General features: G+C 41.9%; 11 protein-coding genes and 1 riboswitch. Of the genes, 2 read left to right on the plus strand and 9 right to left on the minus strand.

What is annotated here, in order from left to right; translation table 11 throughout:
• Positions 1-33: 33 nt before the first annotated feature.
• The 4 genes from BM378_RS15010 to BM378_RS15025 form a co-directional block, all read right to left on the minus strand.
• On the minus strand, positions 34-2,112 hold the full coding sequence (locus tag BM378_RS15010; protein ID WP_074989508.1) for a S9 family peptidase: 2,079 nt from the start codon (positions 2,110-2,112) through the stop codon (positions 34-36).
• A 140-nt stretch (positions 2,113-2,252) separates the two neighbouring features.
• The gene (locus BM378_RS15015) at positions 2,253-2,822 is read right to left on the minus strand and encodes a chitin-binding protein (RefSeq protein WP_065979472.1); all 570 of its coding nucleotides are present in this window, start codon (positions 2,820-2,822) and stop codon (positions 2,253-2,255) included.
• 114 nt (positions 2,823-2,936) lie between these two features.
• A riboswitch (cyclic di-GMP riboswitch) is annotated at positions 2,937-3,027 on the minus strand.
• 133 nt (positions 3,028-3,160) lie between these two features.
• On the minus strand, positions 3,161-6,298 hold the full coding sequence (locus BM378_RS15020) for an efflux RND transporter permease subunit (protein ID WP_036973587.1): 3,138 nt from the start codon (positions 6,296-6,298) through the stop codon (positions 3,161-3,163).
• A gap of 9 nt (positions 6,299-6,307) precedes the next feature.
• Complete coding sequence (locus BM378_RS15025) at positions 6,308-7,483, minus strand: efflux RND transporter periplasmic adaptor subunit (RefSeq protein WP_074989509.1); 1,176 nt, start codon at positions 7,481-7,483, stop codon at positions 6,308-6,310.
• Positions 7,484-7,747: 264 nt separating this feature from the next.
• On the opposite strand from BM378_RS15025, the gene BM378_RS15030 reads away from it, so the two are divergent.
• Complete coding sequence (locus BM378_RS15030) at positions 7,748-10,258, plus strand: zinc-dependent metalloprotease (protein WP_074989510.1); 2,511 nt, start codon at positions 7,748-7,750, stop codon at positions 10,256-10,258.
• A 55-nt stretch (positions 10,259-10,313) separates the two neighbouring features.
• Here the strand turns inward: BM378_RS15030 and BM378_RS15035 are convergent, their stop codons facing one another.
• Positions 10,314-10,928 (minus strand): hypothetical protein, encoded by a 615-nt coding sequence (locus BM378_RS15035; RefSeq protein ID WP_074989511.1) that lies wholly within the window; start codon positions 10,926-10,928, stop codon positions 10,314-10,316.
• Between the two features lie 267 nt (positions 10,929-11,195).
• Here BM378_RS15035 and BM378_RS15040 point away from each other — a divergent pair, with 267 nt between their 5' ends.
• Complete coding sequence (locus BM378_RS15040) at positions 11,196-12,338, plus strand: tetratricopeptide repeat protein (RefSeq protein WP_227006795.1); 1,143 nt, start codon at positions 11,196-11,198, stop codon at positions 12,336-12,338.
• A 3-nt stretch (positions 12,339-12,341) separates the two neighbouring features.
• Here BM378_RS15040 and BM378_RS15045 read toward each other — a convergent pair whose 3' ends face one another.
• From BM378_RS15045 to BM378_RS15060, 4 genes are all read right to left on the minus strand, one after another.
• Positions 12,342-15,164 carry a TolB family protein gene (locus BM378_RS15045; RefSeq protein ID WP_074989513.1) on the minus strand — a complete coding sequence of 941 codons (2,823 nt, stop codon included), beginning with the start codon at positions 15,162-15,164 and terminating at the stop codon, positions 12,342-12,344.
• A 97-nt stretch (positions 15,165-15,261) separates the two neighbouring features.
• Positions 15,262-15,504, minus strand: a complete 243-nt coding sequence (locus tag BM378_RS15050; protein WP_036973594.1) for a hypothetical protein — start codon at positions 15,502-15,504, stop codon at positions 15,262-15,264.
• A gap of 79 nt (positions 15,505-15,583) precedes the next feature.
• Positions 15,584-17,119 carry a PH domain-containing protein gene (locus BM378_RS15055; protein ID WP_074989514.1) on the minus strand — a complete coding sequence of 512 codons (1,536 nt, stop codon included), beginning with the start codon at positions 17,117-17,119 and terminating at the stop codon, positions 15,584-15,586.
• A complete protein-coding gene (locus BM378_RS15060; RefSeq protein WP_074989515.1) occupies positions 17,112-17,645 on the minus strand; it encodes a PH domain-containing protein in 534 nt (177 codons plus the stop codon). Before BM378_RS15060 ends, BM378_RS15055 begins: the two co-directional genes overlap by 8 nt.
• Positions 17,646-17,698: the final 53 nt, after the last annotated feature.

Here is a 17,698-nt window from a genome sequence, read left to right on the forward strand (position 1 = left end):
TTAAGTTTTGCACTTATAGGTGTTATCTAAGCTTTAATTCGATAATAAAGCAATAAAAAATGCGATTTCGAGTGCCTTTTCTTCAAGGCTTTTAAAACGACCCGACGCACCACCATGACCTGCATCCATATCTGTTTTAAAGACAAGAATGTTGTCATCTGTTTTCATCTCGCGAAGTTTAGCCACCCATTTCATGGGCTCCCAATACTGTACTTGTGAATCATGAAAGCCCGTCGTCACTAAAATATTAGGGTACGCTTGCGCCTTAATATTGTCATACGGAGAATAGGCCTGAATCACATCATAATACGCGGGGTCGTTCGGGTTTCCCCACTCATCATACTCGTTAGTCGTAAGCGGAATGCTTTCATCTAACATGGTCGTCAAAACATCTAAAAATGGCACATGACAGCCAATGCCTAAATAAAGCTCGGGTGCTTGGTTAACGACGGCACCCATTAATAGACCTCCAGCACTGCCACCTGACGCACAGACTTTTGCAGGGTGTGCGTACCCTTGCTTTGTTAACGCTCGCGTAATATCGATAAAGTCATTAAAGCTATTTTGCTTGTGCTGTTTTTTGCCTTGTTCGTACCAACTACGCCCCAGCATTTCACCACCGCGAATATGAGCAATCGCATACACGAAGCCACGGTCGAGTAAGCTCAATGAACTACTAGAAAAGCTCGGATCGATAGTAATGCCATACGCACCATACCCATATTGCAGCAATGGATTTGTACCGTCTCTTTTAAACTTATCGATGCGGTAAACCAGTGATACAGGTACCTGTTCGCCATCTCTTGCCGTCACCATGATACGTTCTGAACGGTACTTTTCTGGTTTAAACTCACCCAACACTTGTTGTTGTTTTAATAAGGTTTTTTGCCCTGTATTTAAATCAACATCATACAGTGATCCCGGTGTCGTCAGACTCGAATAATAAATACGCGCAGAGCGTACGTTGGGTTCTGGATTCATTGCAATTGCAGCGTAATAACAGGGATCATCAAACTCTAAAGTGAGTCGCTCACCGTGCTTATTCACCACAACAAATCGTGTTTGTCCTAGCTCTCGTTCAGTTAAAATTAAATAATCATCAAATATCTCTACACCTTCTAGTAACACATTGTCGCGGTGTGGAGTGTGTTCTTGCCAAAGTGATTTATCTGCGATTGTACTTAACGTAGCCGTCATTAAACGAAAGTTTTTTGCCTGCCAGTTAGTCACGATATAAAACGTATCACCTAGCTTATCTACATCAAACTCATGGCCTTCTTCACGTGGTGTTAACGCACTAAATTCACCACATGGATTGTTGGCATCAAGCACCCATGTATCACTGGTTTCTGTGGTCGCAAGATCAATGATAATAAGGCTTTCATCACGACTTTTGCCAAGTCCCATAAAAAAGCTTTTATCTTGCTCTTCATACACCAATACATCGTCGGCCTGAGGCGTGCCTAACACATGGCGAAAAACCTGAAAACCAAGCAAGGTTTGCAGATCTTTTTTCACGTAAAATACGGTGTTACTGTCGTTTGCCCACACGACTTGCCCTTCGGTGTTTTCGAGTACATCAGTAAACATGTCACCTGTGGCAAGGTGTTTAAATCGTACCGTATAAACACGTCGGCCTTCAGTATCCTCTGAGTAAGCAAGCAACTGCTCATTTGGACTAATGGCCACTTCGCCCAGCTCGTAAAACTCAAACTCACCGGCTAATTGGTTTACGTCTAATAGTAACTGCTTATCATGGGCGTCAATTGAGCTACTGCGGTAGTGGCGGGCATATTCATCATCGCCACGCACTTCTGAATGATACCAATACATTCCATCTTTTACGGGTACGGTATTATCGTCTTTTACAATACGCCCTTTTAGCTCATCAAATAGCTGCTCACGAAGTGGCTTTATACCTGCAAGCTGCTTTTCACAATAATCATTCTCGGCATGCAAATGAGTTAATACTTCGGTATTTTGTCGTTCATCATCGCGCATCCAATAGTAATTATCGATGCGAGTAAACTGATGAGTGCTTAAGGAATGAGGCTGTTTTTTAGCAACCGGCGGATGCGCTAATAATGACAATGAATACGAACTTGATGACACAAAGAAACCACAATTAAAAAACGAATTAAACCGAGTTTACCATAGAAGCTTGGCCAATTCGCTTAACAAATGGGTATAAAAAAGCCCACTCAAATTGAGTGGGCTAAGCAATGCTAATATAGCATTTAGGGGGAAAACGGTTAATGCGATATCTGCTGCCATGCCATGGCCCAACTTTTGCCAACTCCCGGTTCGAACAACGGGTTATGTGAATCTTTAACACGACAAAATTCACTAAATGGCCAAGGCTTACACCTATAAATGTGGCCTGTTTTAGGCTGTAGCACTTTTACACCAGCACTGTAATCACTGCATGCCTGTGGGTAAACATAATCATAATCTTGTGGATTATCGACCGCGCGTTCTTTACATTTCGCGATGCAGTTAAACGCCACTTTTGCATGTGTTATGCCCGAACCTTCAAGGGCATAAATTTGGTTTGAGCGGTATGCAACCACCAAACCTTGTTCGGTCATTTTTCCGGCCTCAACCAGTGGAATGTGCACGTTTATATGCTCGGCAACTAAACGTGGCCAATTATGAGGCTCACCTTCATCCGTACTGGTGATCCGGTAATTGAATGATAAATCGACTAGCTCTCCTTGCATGTCATAAAAGGTTACGACCACCGTGTCCCCAACAAAAAGCTGAGTATGATGGTTCAAGCAACCAATCGGTAACCACTTTCCAGAGGCCAATGACGAATGCATAAACAAAGTAACACCCTAAGAACAACTAATAGGTACTATCCAACAATAACCGAACAAAATAAATACATTTTTTAGTTTGAGGCAAAAGATCCAAAGCCCGAAGAATATGCGCTTATCGGCGGCCCCGCTATCATAGTTTTGTTAACAAAACCTTAGACCGGAAACTTTGCGTCCTAACTTTTCAGTTAGTTTGCCAAAAACTGAGTTGAGTATAATCGCGACCGGAAAACAAATCAAACAAAAGAATGTAACCAAAACATACATATAACTATTAAGTACTAGTAAATGCAGATACAAAAAAGCCAACCCGGAGGTTGGCTTTTAAACATTATCTTAACTTAATCTCTTACTGGCTTAGCGCTTGGAAATAACTCACGCACCGAGCGAAAGAAACGTAAGAATACGTGCCCAACGTCACTCATCACAATGTATAAGCAAGGGACAAGCACTAAGGTAATCAACGTTGCAAACATCACAGCAAAACCCAGTGCGACCGCCATCGGAATAACAAACTTCGCTTGTAGGCTTGTTTCGAACATGATCGGCAACACACCGGCAAACGTTGTAATAGAGGTTAGGGTTATAGCCCTAAAACGTGCACACCCCGCCTCGATAACGGCTTGACGAGTTGAAATGCCTTCTCGTCTCGCTTGGTTTACAAAGTCTGTCATTACTAAGGAGTCATTAATAACCACCCCAGCAGCTGCAATTAAACCAAAGCCCGACATTAAACTAATATCTAGGCCAAACCAAAAATGACCCCATATAGCGCCTGTTAAACTAAATGGAATAACTGACATCACAATCAACGGCTGTGAATAGCTCTTAAGTGGGACTGCAAGCAAAATATACACAAGTATCATACCGCCAATGAAGAACATTAATTGCTCGTTTGCTTGCGCTTGTTGCTCTTCAATTGAGCCTCCTAACTCAGTTTTCACTGATGGGTACTCTTCTTTTAATTGTGGTAATAAAGTGTCTTCAACTTGTTTAACAACGGCACCCGGCTCAATGGCTTCTTCATCAATACTGCCGTAAATATAAACCGTACGATAACCGCCTTCGCGGCGAATATAGCTGATGCCCGGTTTTTCGGTTAGTTCAACCACGTCACCTAGCATAACTTCTTTACCCGCAGGGGTTGTGATTACAGCATGCTTTAAAGAGGCAAACGCTTCACGTGTGAGCTTAGGGTAACGCACCATTACACGCACCTCTTCACCACGACGAATAACACGTTGTGCTTCACCACCATAGAAGCTTGCGCCGACTTGATTAGCAATATTTGCTAAGTCTAACCCTAAGTCATACGCCACAGGTTTTAAGCTGAGCTGTACTTCTTTACTGGCTGGGTCGATAGTCGAGCTAATATCAAACAGCCCTTTTTGCTGTTGTAATAACTGAATAAAGCGACGGCCTGCATCATTTAAGGTATCAATGTCTGGGCCATAAAGTAGATAACCAAACTCGCCATCACTGCCACCGCCATTCACGTCATCGTAAATTTGCAAAGACTTAACCCCCGCAATGCTTGGCATTTGTTCACGCCAGCGGCGTGATAGCTCAAAGGCATTATATGGACGAAGGTCTTCATCAACCAACGGCGCTAAAATTTGTGCTTCCGTTCGGCCTTGATTAAATACCAAAATATCGCGGATCAGTTTTTGGCCAAACTCACGCTCAGTTTCCTGATCAACTCTTAACACCATGGCTTCAATTTCACGAACCGCATCAATTGTTTGAATGTCCGACGCATTTTCGTTCATCTCTAAACGAATTTGTGGGAAATCATGAGGTACCTTTGGTGTTGGCACCACGCGCACTTGATTAGAAGAAATCAGGCCAAAGGTTAAAATTAATAGGCCAATGAATGAAAACAACACAAACCAGCGCCACTCTACACAACGTACGATAAATGCTTTATATGGGCCGTTTACAAATTTGAAAAAACGCTTATTAAAACGGGCACGCCAGCTATTTGGGTTAATAGGTGGAAACTTCGTGTGCGCAATGTGAGCCGGTAGAATCAGTTTAGATTCAATTAAGCTGAATATTAAACACAGTATAACCACCACTGCGATACCAAAGAAAAACGCACTTTCGGGGCCACTTGATAATGTAAACGGTGCAAACACCGCGATGGTCGTTAATACGCCAAAGGTTGCTGGTGTTGCAACTCGCTTAGCACCATTCACCACATTAACAACGCCTCCCCCTTTTTTCTCAATTTCAGTGTAGGCGCTTTCCCCTATGACGATGGCATCGTCGACCACGATCCCCAGTACCATAATGAAGGCAAATAACGACACAATATTAATACTGATCCCAAAGAGCGGCATCATCATCATCGCCCCTAAGAAACACACGGGTAAACCAATCATTACCCACAGTGCTAACTTAAAGCGTAAGAAAATCGACAACATAATAGCAACCAAAATCGCCCCTTGGATCAGGTTGGTTTTCATCATGTCTAAACGCGCATTAAGATAGTAGGTCATATCCATGAGCGGTTCTAGGCGCAAACCAACTGGCAGCTCTTTATTTTTCTTTTCTATAAAGGCTTTAACAGAGTCTGCAACGGGGATCATGTTCTGCTCTTTCGTTGCTTTTACCGATAAATAAACCGCATTCTCGCCATTAAATTTAAAGTAGCGTTCACCTTCGATAAATTGATCTTTAATTACGGCAATATCTTGCAACAGGACTTTCGCACCATTTTCACCAATTTTAACGGGAATTTGGCGGAATTCGTCACCGCTGTAATATTGATTTTCAACACGTACAGAAATAATACCTGCATCTGTGCGTAATTGACCCGCCGAAATGTTAGCCGAGTAACGACGCACCGCATTAGCAACATCGCTTAATGTCAGGTTGTATTGACGCAACGAATCAGGGTCTATTTCAATCGCAATCTCATCAAGTGGCACATCGTTTTGTACCAAGGACACATTCGATAATTGCAGTAGTTCATCTTCAATTTGATTAGCAACCGGTTTTAACTCAGTCAGCGGAATATCACCGACCAAGGTCATACCAATGACGTCTTGACGAAACTCGACCTGACTAATGGTAACGGGTTCCATACCTGCAGGAAATGTTGCAATACCGTCAACACGCAGCTTTACTTTATCAAGTACATCCGTGAGTTCTGCATCGGTATTAATCTCTAAACTTGCTCGTCCATTGTTGCGAAACGCACGATACACACCTCGTTTGATTTCGGTGATGTCTTTTAACGATTCTTCTATCTTGATCAGAATACTTTCTTCAATTTCTTGCGGTGATGCACCCGGATAATTGGCTTGTATCTCAATGTAGTTAATTTCGACATTCGGGAACATCTGACGCTGAATCGTAAAATAACTAATAATCCCCATGATAACGATAAAGACCATCATGAGGTTCGCAGCAACCGAGTTATTGGCAAAGTAGGCAATAATGCCAGACTGTTTTTCTGTGTTTTCGTCTGTCATAGCGCCACCTTAAAGCTTTTCAACCGCTGCAGTATTCTCTGCATCGCTCGTCATTTCTTTCATGCCTGCAATTTTCACTTCCATACCCGCTTGCGGGTATTCCGGTAATGTAAGCACCAATTGATCATTAACTTGTAAGCCGTCACTGATATAGAAAAACTCACCTTCTTCACGCACTACAGTGACTTTACGAGGCTCAAGTTTTTGCTCGTCATTTACAACCCAAACCGTTTGATTATTAACAAGTGATTGCGGTAAACGGTAAATATTTTGCAGTGTTTCACCCGCGAAACTAACTTGCACATAAGCACCAAACTTAATCGGCTGTACGTCATGCTTGAGACCATATGGATCGTTCACTCGTATCACCAAATTACTCATACGCGTCGCATTATCAACAACCCCTAGATCGCGGTCTATCACCGCTTCACGTGTAAAGCTGTTTAAACCTTTATTAATAATCGTCGCCTTAACACCTTTAAGGCGTTTCGGTAAAAACACACTATCAAAACCAGCAATAGGAACAATGATTTCGGCACTTTCAATGTTATTAAGTTCAGCAACTTGGCTTCCCACGTTAATGTATTGACCTACACCAATCTCACGGTTAATGACCAATGCATCGTAAGGTGCTCTCACTTCACAGCGAGCAAGGTCACGCTCAGCGCGTTTCAATGCAGCTTGTGCTGATTTTACAGCCGCTTGGGCACTTAATACTTGCGGTTTACGAAGGAATAAGTCTGTGCGTTCACGCTCTGGGTAACGTTTTGCTTCATCCTGTGCAACCTTTGCTTGTGCTTGCTCTTCAATCAATGCCGCTTGCGCACTTGCAAGCGAAGCCTCTGCTTGTAATACAGCAGCTTCGTAGTTATCTTTTTCAATAGTAAATAACACTTCACCACGCGCGACGATTCCGCCCGCAACAAAATTTGGATGCCAACTGGTCACTTCACCTGCAACTTGCGATGCAATCAGGGTACTTTCAAGTGGTTTCACTTCACCGTAACTGTTAATAATCACTTGGTGATCATCACTAGAAACAGCTTCAACTTTCACGAGAGGACGCACATCAACTTCATCCTTATCTTGTGGCTCTTGGGCAATCGCATTGATCCCCATAAAACCTGCAATACCAATGAATAAAGCGATAAGAGGTAACGTCCATTTTAATAAATTCGTGCGCATAACTTACACCTTTAATATTTTAACTGGTCCTATCATACCAAAGCTGACAGAAACATTAATGTGACATTTGTAAGTAACTGTTACAAACAGACATAGAATGATGCCGTTCAGATTAAAGTGACGTATAAAACAATTTGTTACAAAGAAAATCATTTTAATTTCAGCTGGTTAAAAACACAATTTCACATTTGTTAACATATCACCTTTTATCAAGACGTTATTTCATTAAACTGCTCTATGACATAGTTTAAGGACATTCTAACAGTGAAAATAACAAATATTGCGCTAGCGTTAAGCCTAGCATTGACAGTCAATGGTCATGCCATTGCAGCAAAAAAAGAAGAAAAAAAGCCAGAAACACTGGCTGAGATGATCAAAGATAAAACCGAATTTATCGGTATTTTTACACTTTACCAAGATGCCAAAACGGGTAAAAACTTAATGGTCATCAATGAGTCACAGCTTAATACCCCGTTTGTGTATTTTGCACATACCGTTGATGGCGTGACAGATGCAGGCCACTTTCGAGGCTCATACCGAGAGACCAAACTCATAGAGTTTAGAAAGCATTTTGATCGTCTTGATATTGTAAGCAAAACACCACGCTATAAGTTTGACGAGAATTCAGCGCTTGCCCGCTCTGCAGATGCCAATATCAGTGAAGCCGTTCTCGCAAGTATCAAAATAGACAAAGAAGAAGACGGCAAAATAGCCTTTGACGTTGATAAGCTATTTTTAAGCGAAGCACTGCATAAAGTGTCTCCATGGGTTAACCCTGACGATAAAAACGCTAAAAAACGCTTCAAGCTAGGTAAACTAGATGACAAAAAATCGCGTATTGTTAACCAGCGCCCTTACGCAAATAACCTAGATGTTATTGTTGATTATGTATTCAGCAACGCCAACCCAAGTGTGCGTGGCTCTGCCGCTATAAGCGACCCTCGTAACGTATCAATAAAAGTACAGCACTCATTTGTTGCTTTACCTGAAAATGACTACCAACCTCGTCAAGATGATGCGCGAATTGGTTATTTTACTAACCAGTTCGATAATATGACCTCTGCCGACTGGGCCCCTTATGAAGACGTGATCAAACGCTGGGATTTACAAAAGAAAGATCCATCCGCAGCCTTATCTGAACCTGTAAAACCAATTACGTGGTGGATTGAAAATACCACACCGGTTGAGTGGCGCGATACCATCCGCGATGCGGTACTGGCATGGAACACCTCGTTTGAAAAAGCAGGTTTCAAAAATGCGATTGAAGTAAAAATACAACCAGACGATGCAGACTGGGATGCAGGCGACATAAATTACAACGTATTACGTTGGACCGCATCTCCACGTCCACCATTTGGTGGCTATGGTCCTGCACTTGCTAATCCATTAACGGGTGAGATCTTAGGTTCAGACATCATGCTTGAGTATGTCTTCATGAAAAACCGTTGGATGTACGACACCCTATATACACAAGGTGCGGCGACACTCACTGAACATATGAATGACTCAGAACTACACTGCTCTTTGGGCCACAGTATTCAAGAAAACATGTTACTTGCAAAAGGCCTAGGTACTGGTGCAAACATCGAAGACAAAGAAATTTTACGCCAAGGTTTAACGCAACTTGTCTTGCATGAGGTCGGTCATACCTTAGGCTTAAACCACAATATGAAATCTTCTATTTTGTGGAACGAAAAAGACGTACACGACAAGCGTAAAACGCAAGGGATTGTTACAGGCTCTGTTATGGACTATGCGCCGGCAAATATCGCTCCAATTGGCATGCAACAAGGCGACATTTTCCAAACGAAACCAGGTCCTTATGACGACTGGGCTATTGAATATGGTTACAGTCAAGCTTTGGCAGACGCCGATGCCGAGCAACAACGTTTAGAAAAAATTCTTGCTCGCTCATCTGAGCATGCGCTTGCATTTGGTAACGACGCTGATGATATGCGAGCGCCAGGACGTCACATTGATCCACGTATCATGATTGGTGATATGTCATCAAACCCAGCGGCCTACGCCGCAGACCGTATGGCCTTAATCAATAAACTATTTACTGAACTAAAAGACAAAGCCACGGTTGAAGGTGAGTCATATCAGCAACTAGTTACTTCTGCCAACATCCTATTCGGTAGTTACAGAACACAGGCTGGCGTAGTATCTCGTCAAATTGGTGGGGTGTATGTTGAGCGCAACGTCGTGGGTGATGATAAAAATGGCGCACCATTTACGCCAGTGCCATTAGAGCGCCAGCAACAGGCTATGCAAATTCTGGCCAAAAATGTGTTTGCACCTGATGTGTTAGTCAGCATGCAACCGCTATATAACTACTTACAACAGCAACGTCGTGGTTTTAATCATTACGGTAAGAACGAAGATCCAAAACCACATAACATGATTTTAGGCATGCAAAAGCTTGTGCTTGCGCAATTGTTGCATCCTGCAGTCATGCTGCGTATTTCAGACAGCGCAATGTACGGTAATGAGTATTCACTAAGCCAATTTATGGATGACCTAACAGCCAGCATTTTTGTCGATAGTAAAAAAGCGAACTCATTAAGTCATAACTTACAAATTGAGTATGTGAACCAGCTGATTGCGATTGCAGGCTTAGGTAAAGCGAGCAAGCACGACAACCTAGCCAAAGCTGCTGCGCTTTATCAGCTAAACAAAATTGCTGATATCAGTACGCCATGGGGTGCCGACACTGCTGCAAAAGCACATAAGCAATATATCGATCGCTTAATTAGCAAAGCGCTCGAAGCTTAATTAATAAGCACAAAAGGCTGCCAACGGGCAGCCTTTTATTATTTCAACGTTATAATCATGCCATCGCTGGACGTGACTTGTAATATTGAATACAACCAAGTTGGGCGGCATTAGTTAGCAATATCATCACAAAAGTTAGAACATGTGACACACTCGGTGAAGCCATCGCCAGTTCTGCGCCTAAACCACAGGCTCCCGCTACAAACTGTAAACTAAAATAACGTGCACTTAAGTTACTAATATCACCGCTTTTAATTGTTTTGTAGGTTTGCGGCATAACACGGATAGAACTCATCACTAAGCCAACATATGTTAGCCAATTAAGGACTGTGGCAGTGTCCAGTGACGGGCTAAGCAATAACAAAAAAGGCGTCACCGACACAATTAATAGCCCAGCTAATTGCAACCGTTGCTGGCGCGCTGCATTGTAACGCACGAAGTAATAAAGAATTAAACCACTTAACACACCCGTCACGATAAACGGTAAGACCATGTAAATGCGCTGAAAGTACACATTGTAGGTAATGAAATAAAGACTTTGTGCCACCCCAAAGCTCATCATTAGCAACGACACGCCCGACACACTGCGATTTTTACGAATTTTATTTAATAGCGGATAAAAGCTAAACGCCAAAATAAAGCATGAAATAATCGGCAAATAGTGCGCCAAAACAGACCTCTCTCGTTACAATTTAGTTAATACGTTAGCAGTTTATAAACAGCCCATACACAACAAGTAAACCATTGTTTTTTAAGACATTTAAAAGAGCGCGGCATTCTAATGAGATGCTCATAAAATGCAATGAAGATGAAAAAATAGCCAGCGAGGACTTGGCAAGATTTCCGTACAGTGTGTTTACAGCTTAGAGACAGCATTCATAACTTGAATACAACGAATAACATAGGTACATTGAATAAAAAACAAGCTTAGAGGTAGATGATGAAGCAACTCTTCTGCATCTTACTTATCAGTATGTTACTGCTCGGATGTGCCAGTAAAAGTAACCAACCTGTTATGCCACCTCGTGTTGCAGACCTCCTTAATAGCACACTTTTTCAGCCTGTTACTTTAAAAGACACTGAGCTATTTGCTCTGCCCATCGACGAGCAACAACAATTCCTTGATTACTTTACACAAAGACAAGGTGGCTATCTCAGAGATGATCAAATTCTCTATCACTATTTAGAAAATAAACTCACTAATTTTAACTATTACAGTGAAACACTCACTGCCTCTGAGACAATTCAAAAACAGAAAGGTAATTGTATTAGCCTTGCTATTTTAACTCAGGCGTATGCTCAGTTAGCTGGGCTAAAAACAGGGTTTCAATCAGTGTCGAGTGAACCGGTATACAGCAAAGAAAGTAATATTGTGTATGTATCGGGTCATTTTAGGACCAAAGTCTATGCCCCACTTGATGATGAGGTGACTTACTTAATCACACCGGGAAGTATTATTGATTATTTTCCGAGCCGCGGCAGTTTTTATACCGGCAAAGCTCATTTAAACGATTTAATAAGTCGCTACTACAGTAACTTAGCAGCCGAGGCTTTAGTCGCTAAACAATTTAATTTAAGTTACAGCTATATTCTTAAAGCTGGCGATTACACCCCTTACGATCCTGCACTGTATAATCTTGCAGCGGTATTACACCGTCAAGCTGGTGACTTAGTGGGAGCAAAACATATTTATCAAACCGCATTACAGCACAACATTGAAAACACCAATTTACTTCATAACTACGCTGTGCTGGCCGAACAGCTCGACGACCAAGTACTTCTAACTAAACTCAACTCACAGCTTGCTCTAGCAAAGCAAGATCCGTTCGAATTATTAGCAACGGCAATAAATGCACGCAACAATGGTCAGTATTTTAAAGCCCGAAAGCAGCTCGAAGACGCCATAGCCTTAGCACCTTATTTGTCTGAACCCTATCTAGAGTTGGCTATTATTAACTACCAACAAGGCAATGAGCAATCGAGCAAAGAGTGGCTCGAAAAAGCCATTGAGCTTGAAAGGGAAGACGAAAAGCGGGCGCTCTATCACGCCAAACTATTCGCCTTAAATACCAAGCAGTAACGGTTATAAAGAATAGTAAAAACTAAGCCAAGCACGTAAATCGTTTTCAAAGTCGTCGCCTTCAACACGGGCGACGCCCAAATCAATATTCACATCATTCAGCCCGGCAGGCCCTAGGCCAAAGCTAAACTCGCCTTGCCATTTTAATCCATAGCTTTGTGCATATACTCGGTTATCTACTTGATGCTGTTGATAGTAAAGCCATGGGAGCGAATCTTTATAACTAACCCCGCCACCATAACCTTTATAGCGGTTACCAAGCTGGCTAATAAACGGTAATTCGGGTGCCACTACTAAACCACTTTGAGTCTCGTTGTTAATTAAGTTAGAAGCAAAACCACCTAACGCAAGCGTATTATTGTCACGATAATGCTGAGCAAAGTTAACATAAACAGGAATATTAAACGCATGCGCACCAAACTCAGTAGCAAAGTCGTAACCTTGCCAATTATGCGTTTTGCTATCACCTTTCAGTAAAGCTATCTTTGCTGACTGAGAAAACCCCACTGTTTGTCTATCATATTGCCACTTTTGTTTTAGCCCCAGCTTTAACCATTGATCATCGCCGTGAACAAAGTCGCTGTAGTTATAACTCACAGAAGGAATGATACTTAATTGTTGAAACTGCATTGGATAACTTGTTGCCAAGTGTATACCCGTGTTTTCAATTTTTTCAGCATGGTGTCCGTGGTACTGTTTATCTGTATCTAACTGATAATCGAATAACAAAGCTTTAAAGTGTAAATCAAAGGCTGAATATTTGGCAGCGGCAAACGCCCCCTCTAATGCGCTATCTTGTAAATCAATACTGTAGCCTGCTTGCAAATCAAGCTGTTTTAAAAAGTCACTGCTTTTAACACCCAAGGTTAATATTGACGATGATGCGGAGTAATACTGAGAACCCAACGATAAAGTCGGCTTTTGCTGTAATACATCATAGTCAGTTTGTCGACCTGTCGCTTGTTGATAAATAGCCGCTTTAGGGAGTACTTCGCTTGCGGTCACACCACGCGGTGGTGTGGGGTTTACAGCAAGTTCAGTCACTTTTTCGCGCTGAGTTAAGTCTGTAAAGTGCTTAATATTTGGGCCATCCGGTGTGACTGATAAATACAATAACTCCCCATTATTCATCGCCATGGGATGAGCGATAACTTCTTGGCCTTGGCTTAGTTGATAAAGTTCATTTTTATCAAAGTCATAGTGGTACAAATCAACTGCTGCATTTTTACCCGCCACAAAATAAAGGCCTTTCCCATCAGCTTGCCAATTAGGTTGCGATACATATTGATACCCTGCAGGCATAGGCACACGATATGATTTTGTCGTGTTTAAATCTTGTATATACAACCGCCAATTCTGATTCAATGTGGTTTTCAAATAGGCCAGCCGCGACTTATCAGGGCTTAATACGGGGTAGTCATAAACAGTTTCAAGGCTTTTTGTAAACAAGGGAGTCACGTCACCATGAGTAAGGTCTACTTTCACTAACGCTGAGAAACCATGCTGATTTTGTTCTGCATAAACAGTTTCGCCATTTTCGCTAATGCTAAAACGACGCAAGCCCGCGTGATGCGTCAATGCTGTGACCTCACCCGTTGTAATATCGTAACGGTATAAATCAGAAATCCCAAGAACAGACCCTTTGCCCACGGTGGTTGTTGCTGTAAAAAACAGCGTATTTTCATCCAGCCATTGTGGATTTTTAATCCCTTGTCTATTTATTTGCTGCAATACATGCTTCTGCTCACGCTTAAATACTGCGGGAGCTTTATCGACAATATCCAGAGGATCATCGTTTAAAAGCGCATTTTGCTGTGTTGCAAATTCTTCTGCAGCCTGTGTATTTTGCTCTGTACTGTAAATAACTAAACGTGTATCACCCTCTTTATTACGCTCAACAATAGCCAGTTTAGAGTTGTCTGGACTAAGTGCTGGATTTGATGCGTAGAGATCAAGCTCCAACCAAAGCTTACTTGTAAGTGGTTGTTCACTTACCTCTTTAGCCATTGCTTTGTATGTATACTCAGCAACAAAGCGGCGATACAACTTGGCTGGAGAATCAGCAAATACACCTGTAAATGCCTCATCGAAATCACGGTCTTTTACTGCCTGCATTCGTGTCCAAACAGCATCAAGCGTTTGTTCTGAATAGTTTTCTTCAAGCCAAGCCAAAAAACGCGAACCGACCAAATACGCCATCGACCCCGCCAAAAAGCCGCCTTTTGTATTGCTTAGTTGCTTATAACCTGGCAATGCACCTTGCTGAGCAAACTCAATTAAAATCGCTTCAGACAAATTGTCAAACACTCGACCACGGCCTGTCATTTTTGATTCTAATAATGTTGCGTAACCCTCTGCGGCCCAGCGTGGCATGTCTTTTTCTGCTAAGTCATACAGATCCCAGCTATTTTTAATTGCTTGACGAAAATCACTGCGAGTCGGCTGAGCTAAATGCACCAAGTGAATATATTCGTGCAAGATTAATAATTGTTGCCAACCATCGGTATTAGAAATCACCGTATCGGATTGCGGTGGCGTGGTAAAAAGTGCCATCAAGGGTTTATTAGAGACAGGTAGAGCAAAGCCATTTGCGGCATTCAGAGGGTCAAACACGACTACATCAACGACTTCATCCAAAGCACGATGCTGTTGCTTAAGCACTTTATCACGCACAATTTCAAGCTCTGTGGCAGCCGATTGCGCCCACTGTTGGTTTTCAACGCTAAAGTGTACATTAAAATGCTCAGTGTGAATTGTTTGCCATATTTCTTGGCCAGACGCCTCGCCTGCAACAAGCAGCGCAACGCTCAATAGTGCTTTTTTCATCATAATCCTTGATCCCCAGCTTGGGTATATTGATTTTAAATATTCACACTAGTATGCGTTGCTTTTTTGCGCGGGTGTAGTTAAAAAATGTAAGAAATTAATCGATTTTGATAGGTTTTACTAACCCCAAAAGTTGATAAATAATAAAAATAGTTACTGCAAACATCATACTGCTTCTGAGCGCACCAAGGCCTGCGAGCATCATTGCACTGGTTACCAATAACGCGATACAAGTAATTGCGCAACTAATACAAAAGCCTTTACACTCATTTTTAAAGCGCGCGTACCACAGTAAAGCAACTAAGCCTGAAATAGCGATAATTGGAAGTAAATAAATCATCTGAATACCTGCATCCCTCACTTTTGGACAGTATACCCAAAAACGAAACCGAACCAACGGTATTGATAATCATTTTCATTTAAAACCAATTGCGTGGCTCTGATTCTATTTCATAAAGCACAAAATCAATTAACTGTTCTGCATCAACTGATTTTAAATACGGCATTGATACAGAACCCGATGCAAGTTGTATATACAGGCTTTTTAAACCTGATTTTCGCATTAAATATGTACTAATAGTCGTGGCACTTTGTGCTTTATAAATTTCAAACAAACGATACTGAGTCCCTATCATTCCCGTTCTAAACACGGCAAATGAGCGGCCTTCATGTTGATACAGCGCCATGCCTGTTTTTTGATAACGTAAAAATACGGCAGCCATCAATATACTCGCAGGTAATAAACCCCAAAGCATTGATAACGTTTCAAATAGTTGATCAATAACGACAACGCTAATCACACTCGGCAAAAATACATACAACACAGTGTTTTTATACAGCAGTGCCCGTTCGGGTTTAATAAAATTAAGCTCATTTAAATTAATAAACCACGGAAACAACCAACGGCACACTTGCTGAACATGCGCTGCGGTTAACACGGGCATCACCAGTGTTTGTTTGTTTTTATGCGCCGCAACACCTGGGGCTGTATTACCACTGCTCACTTGTGGGCATATCAATGTATAACGCTTTAATAATCGTGCAATGATATTTTGCTTAATTTGTACACTTTGTATTTTCTCTGAGCTTATTGATAACTGCTGGCGCTCAAAGAGCCCCGCTACACGTTTAAACTTATTATCTTGAAAATATAAATGAAAATTAAAAAACCTAATTAAAGCCATAGTAACCGACAACAACACAGCGCACAGAACGATAACAACAATGACGGTCACCACAGCCAATGCTGCCGCACTGCCAACAAAGGCAGCCTGCTCGTTAAACATGGCTTCTAGACGCGCAATCAATGAAGTTTCAAGGTAATCAAAAATGGCATTCATAAAAGGGGCAAGCGCCGCTAACGCTAAAATAGCCATATTCGACATCAAACCAAACTTCGCTATTTCGGCGTTACTAAGCGTGAGTGTGTGTTGTGCTGATGGTTGTGCTGCATGTTCCGCTTTTTCAGGCGTGTCACTTTGCTGCAACTGCGCTTTAAATGCCATCACTTGTTCGCGTACATGCTCGGCATAACTGAGCTTTACACCTGGGATCACGGCTTCTTGAGCGCTACTGCCTGCAGCATCAAAAATACAGTTAACCAAATTTACGGGCTGGAAATAAAAGGGCTCAGCGATATTCACATTTTGCACTCTGGCAAACTTCAGTGTTAAGCGCTCTTTCTTAAATACCCCTTTGTTTAACAGGATTTCATTTTCGCTACTGATGCGATAAGAAAAATTTCTATAATATGCAAATGCATAAACAACTAACATGACAATAGCGATGCTTGCTGCGACTTGCCCCCAAAACCATTTTTGCTCAACCTGAGTCACAAAAATAACTAAAATAGGCAGTAAATTTAGTAAGCCATCTTTAACAAATCGAATAGCAAAATGCACAATAAAATATAAAAGTGCCCACGGCGACACGCGTTGCCAATCATTGTTATTCATCGACTAGCTCATCAACTGCTGCATGATTGTCATAACCATAGCTTTGTACAAACTGCCTAATGTCATTGCATTGTTTATCTGTTAAACCACTGATATGAAGATCCGCACTCATGCCACCAGCACTGTAGAGTCTGAGTGTTGCTAAGCCAAGTTTCCGCTCAATGGGTCCTCGATGTATCTCAGTATGTTGAACTCGAGAAATAGGTAACAGAGTCACTTGTTGCCAAATTAAACCACGCTTATAAGCAATATCATGCTCACGTAATGCAATCCCTTTTACACGAACACTGTAAAGGTTATACAGCATTGAAAGCACAACGAGCACGGGCAGCAGTAGCAACCAAGGTGCAGATACCGCATCAGCAAACGGTTGATTAAAATACCGAACAGCCACAATGACCGTCATGAGTGGAATATAAAAAAGCAGCCAATTAATTTGTACATGCCAAATAGCGTTATCTGCAAGTGGCTGAAATTTAATAGTATGGTGGCGAGGCAGAGTGTCGATTTGTTGATTACTAAACACGATTATTCCTTGTAAAGGCCAGTGTCACTGGCCTTACGTGCTAACGTTGAGCG

Origin of the sequence: Pseudoalteromonas lipolytica (assembly GCF_900116435.1) — a bacterium.
Taxonomy (GTDB): Bacteria; Pseudomonadota; Gammaproteobacteria; order Enterobacterales; family Alteromonadaceae; genus Pseudoalteromonas; species Pseudoalteromonas lipolytica.

Excerpts from the sequence above, each read along its gene's own strand:
- BM378_RS15020 (WP_036973587.1), bottom strand. The coding sequence starts at position 6,298 with ATGACAGACGAAAACACAGAAAAACAGTCTGGCATTATTGCCTACTTT.
- BM378_RS15025 (WP_074989509.1), bottom strand. The coding sequence starts at position 7,483 with ATGCGCACGAATTTATTAAAATGGACGTTACCTCTTATCGCTTTATTC.
- BM378_RS15015 (WP_065979472.1), bottom strand. The coding sequence starts at position 2,822 with ATGCATTCGTCATTGGCCTCTGGAAAGTGGTTACCGATTGGTTGCTTG.
- BM378_RS15050 (WP_036973594.1), bottom strand. The coding sequence starts at position 15,504 with ATGATTTATTTACTTCCAATTATCGCTATTTCAGGCTTAGTTGCTTTA.
- BM378_RS15040 (WP_227006795.1), top strand. The coding sequence starts at position 11,196 with ATGATGAAGCAACTCTTCTGCATCTTACTTATCAGTATGTTACTGCTC.
- BM378_RS15055 (WP_074989514.1), bottom strand. The coding sequence starts at position 17,119 with ATGAATAACAATGATTGGCAACGCGTGTCGCCGTGGGCACTTTTATAT.
- BM378_RS15045 (WP_074989513.1), bottom strand. The coding sequence starts at position 15,164 with ATGAAAAAAGCACTATTGAGCGTTGCGCTGCTTGTTGCAGGCGAGGCG.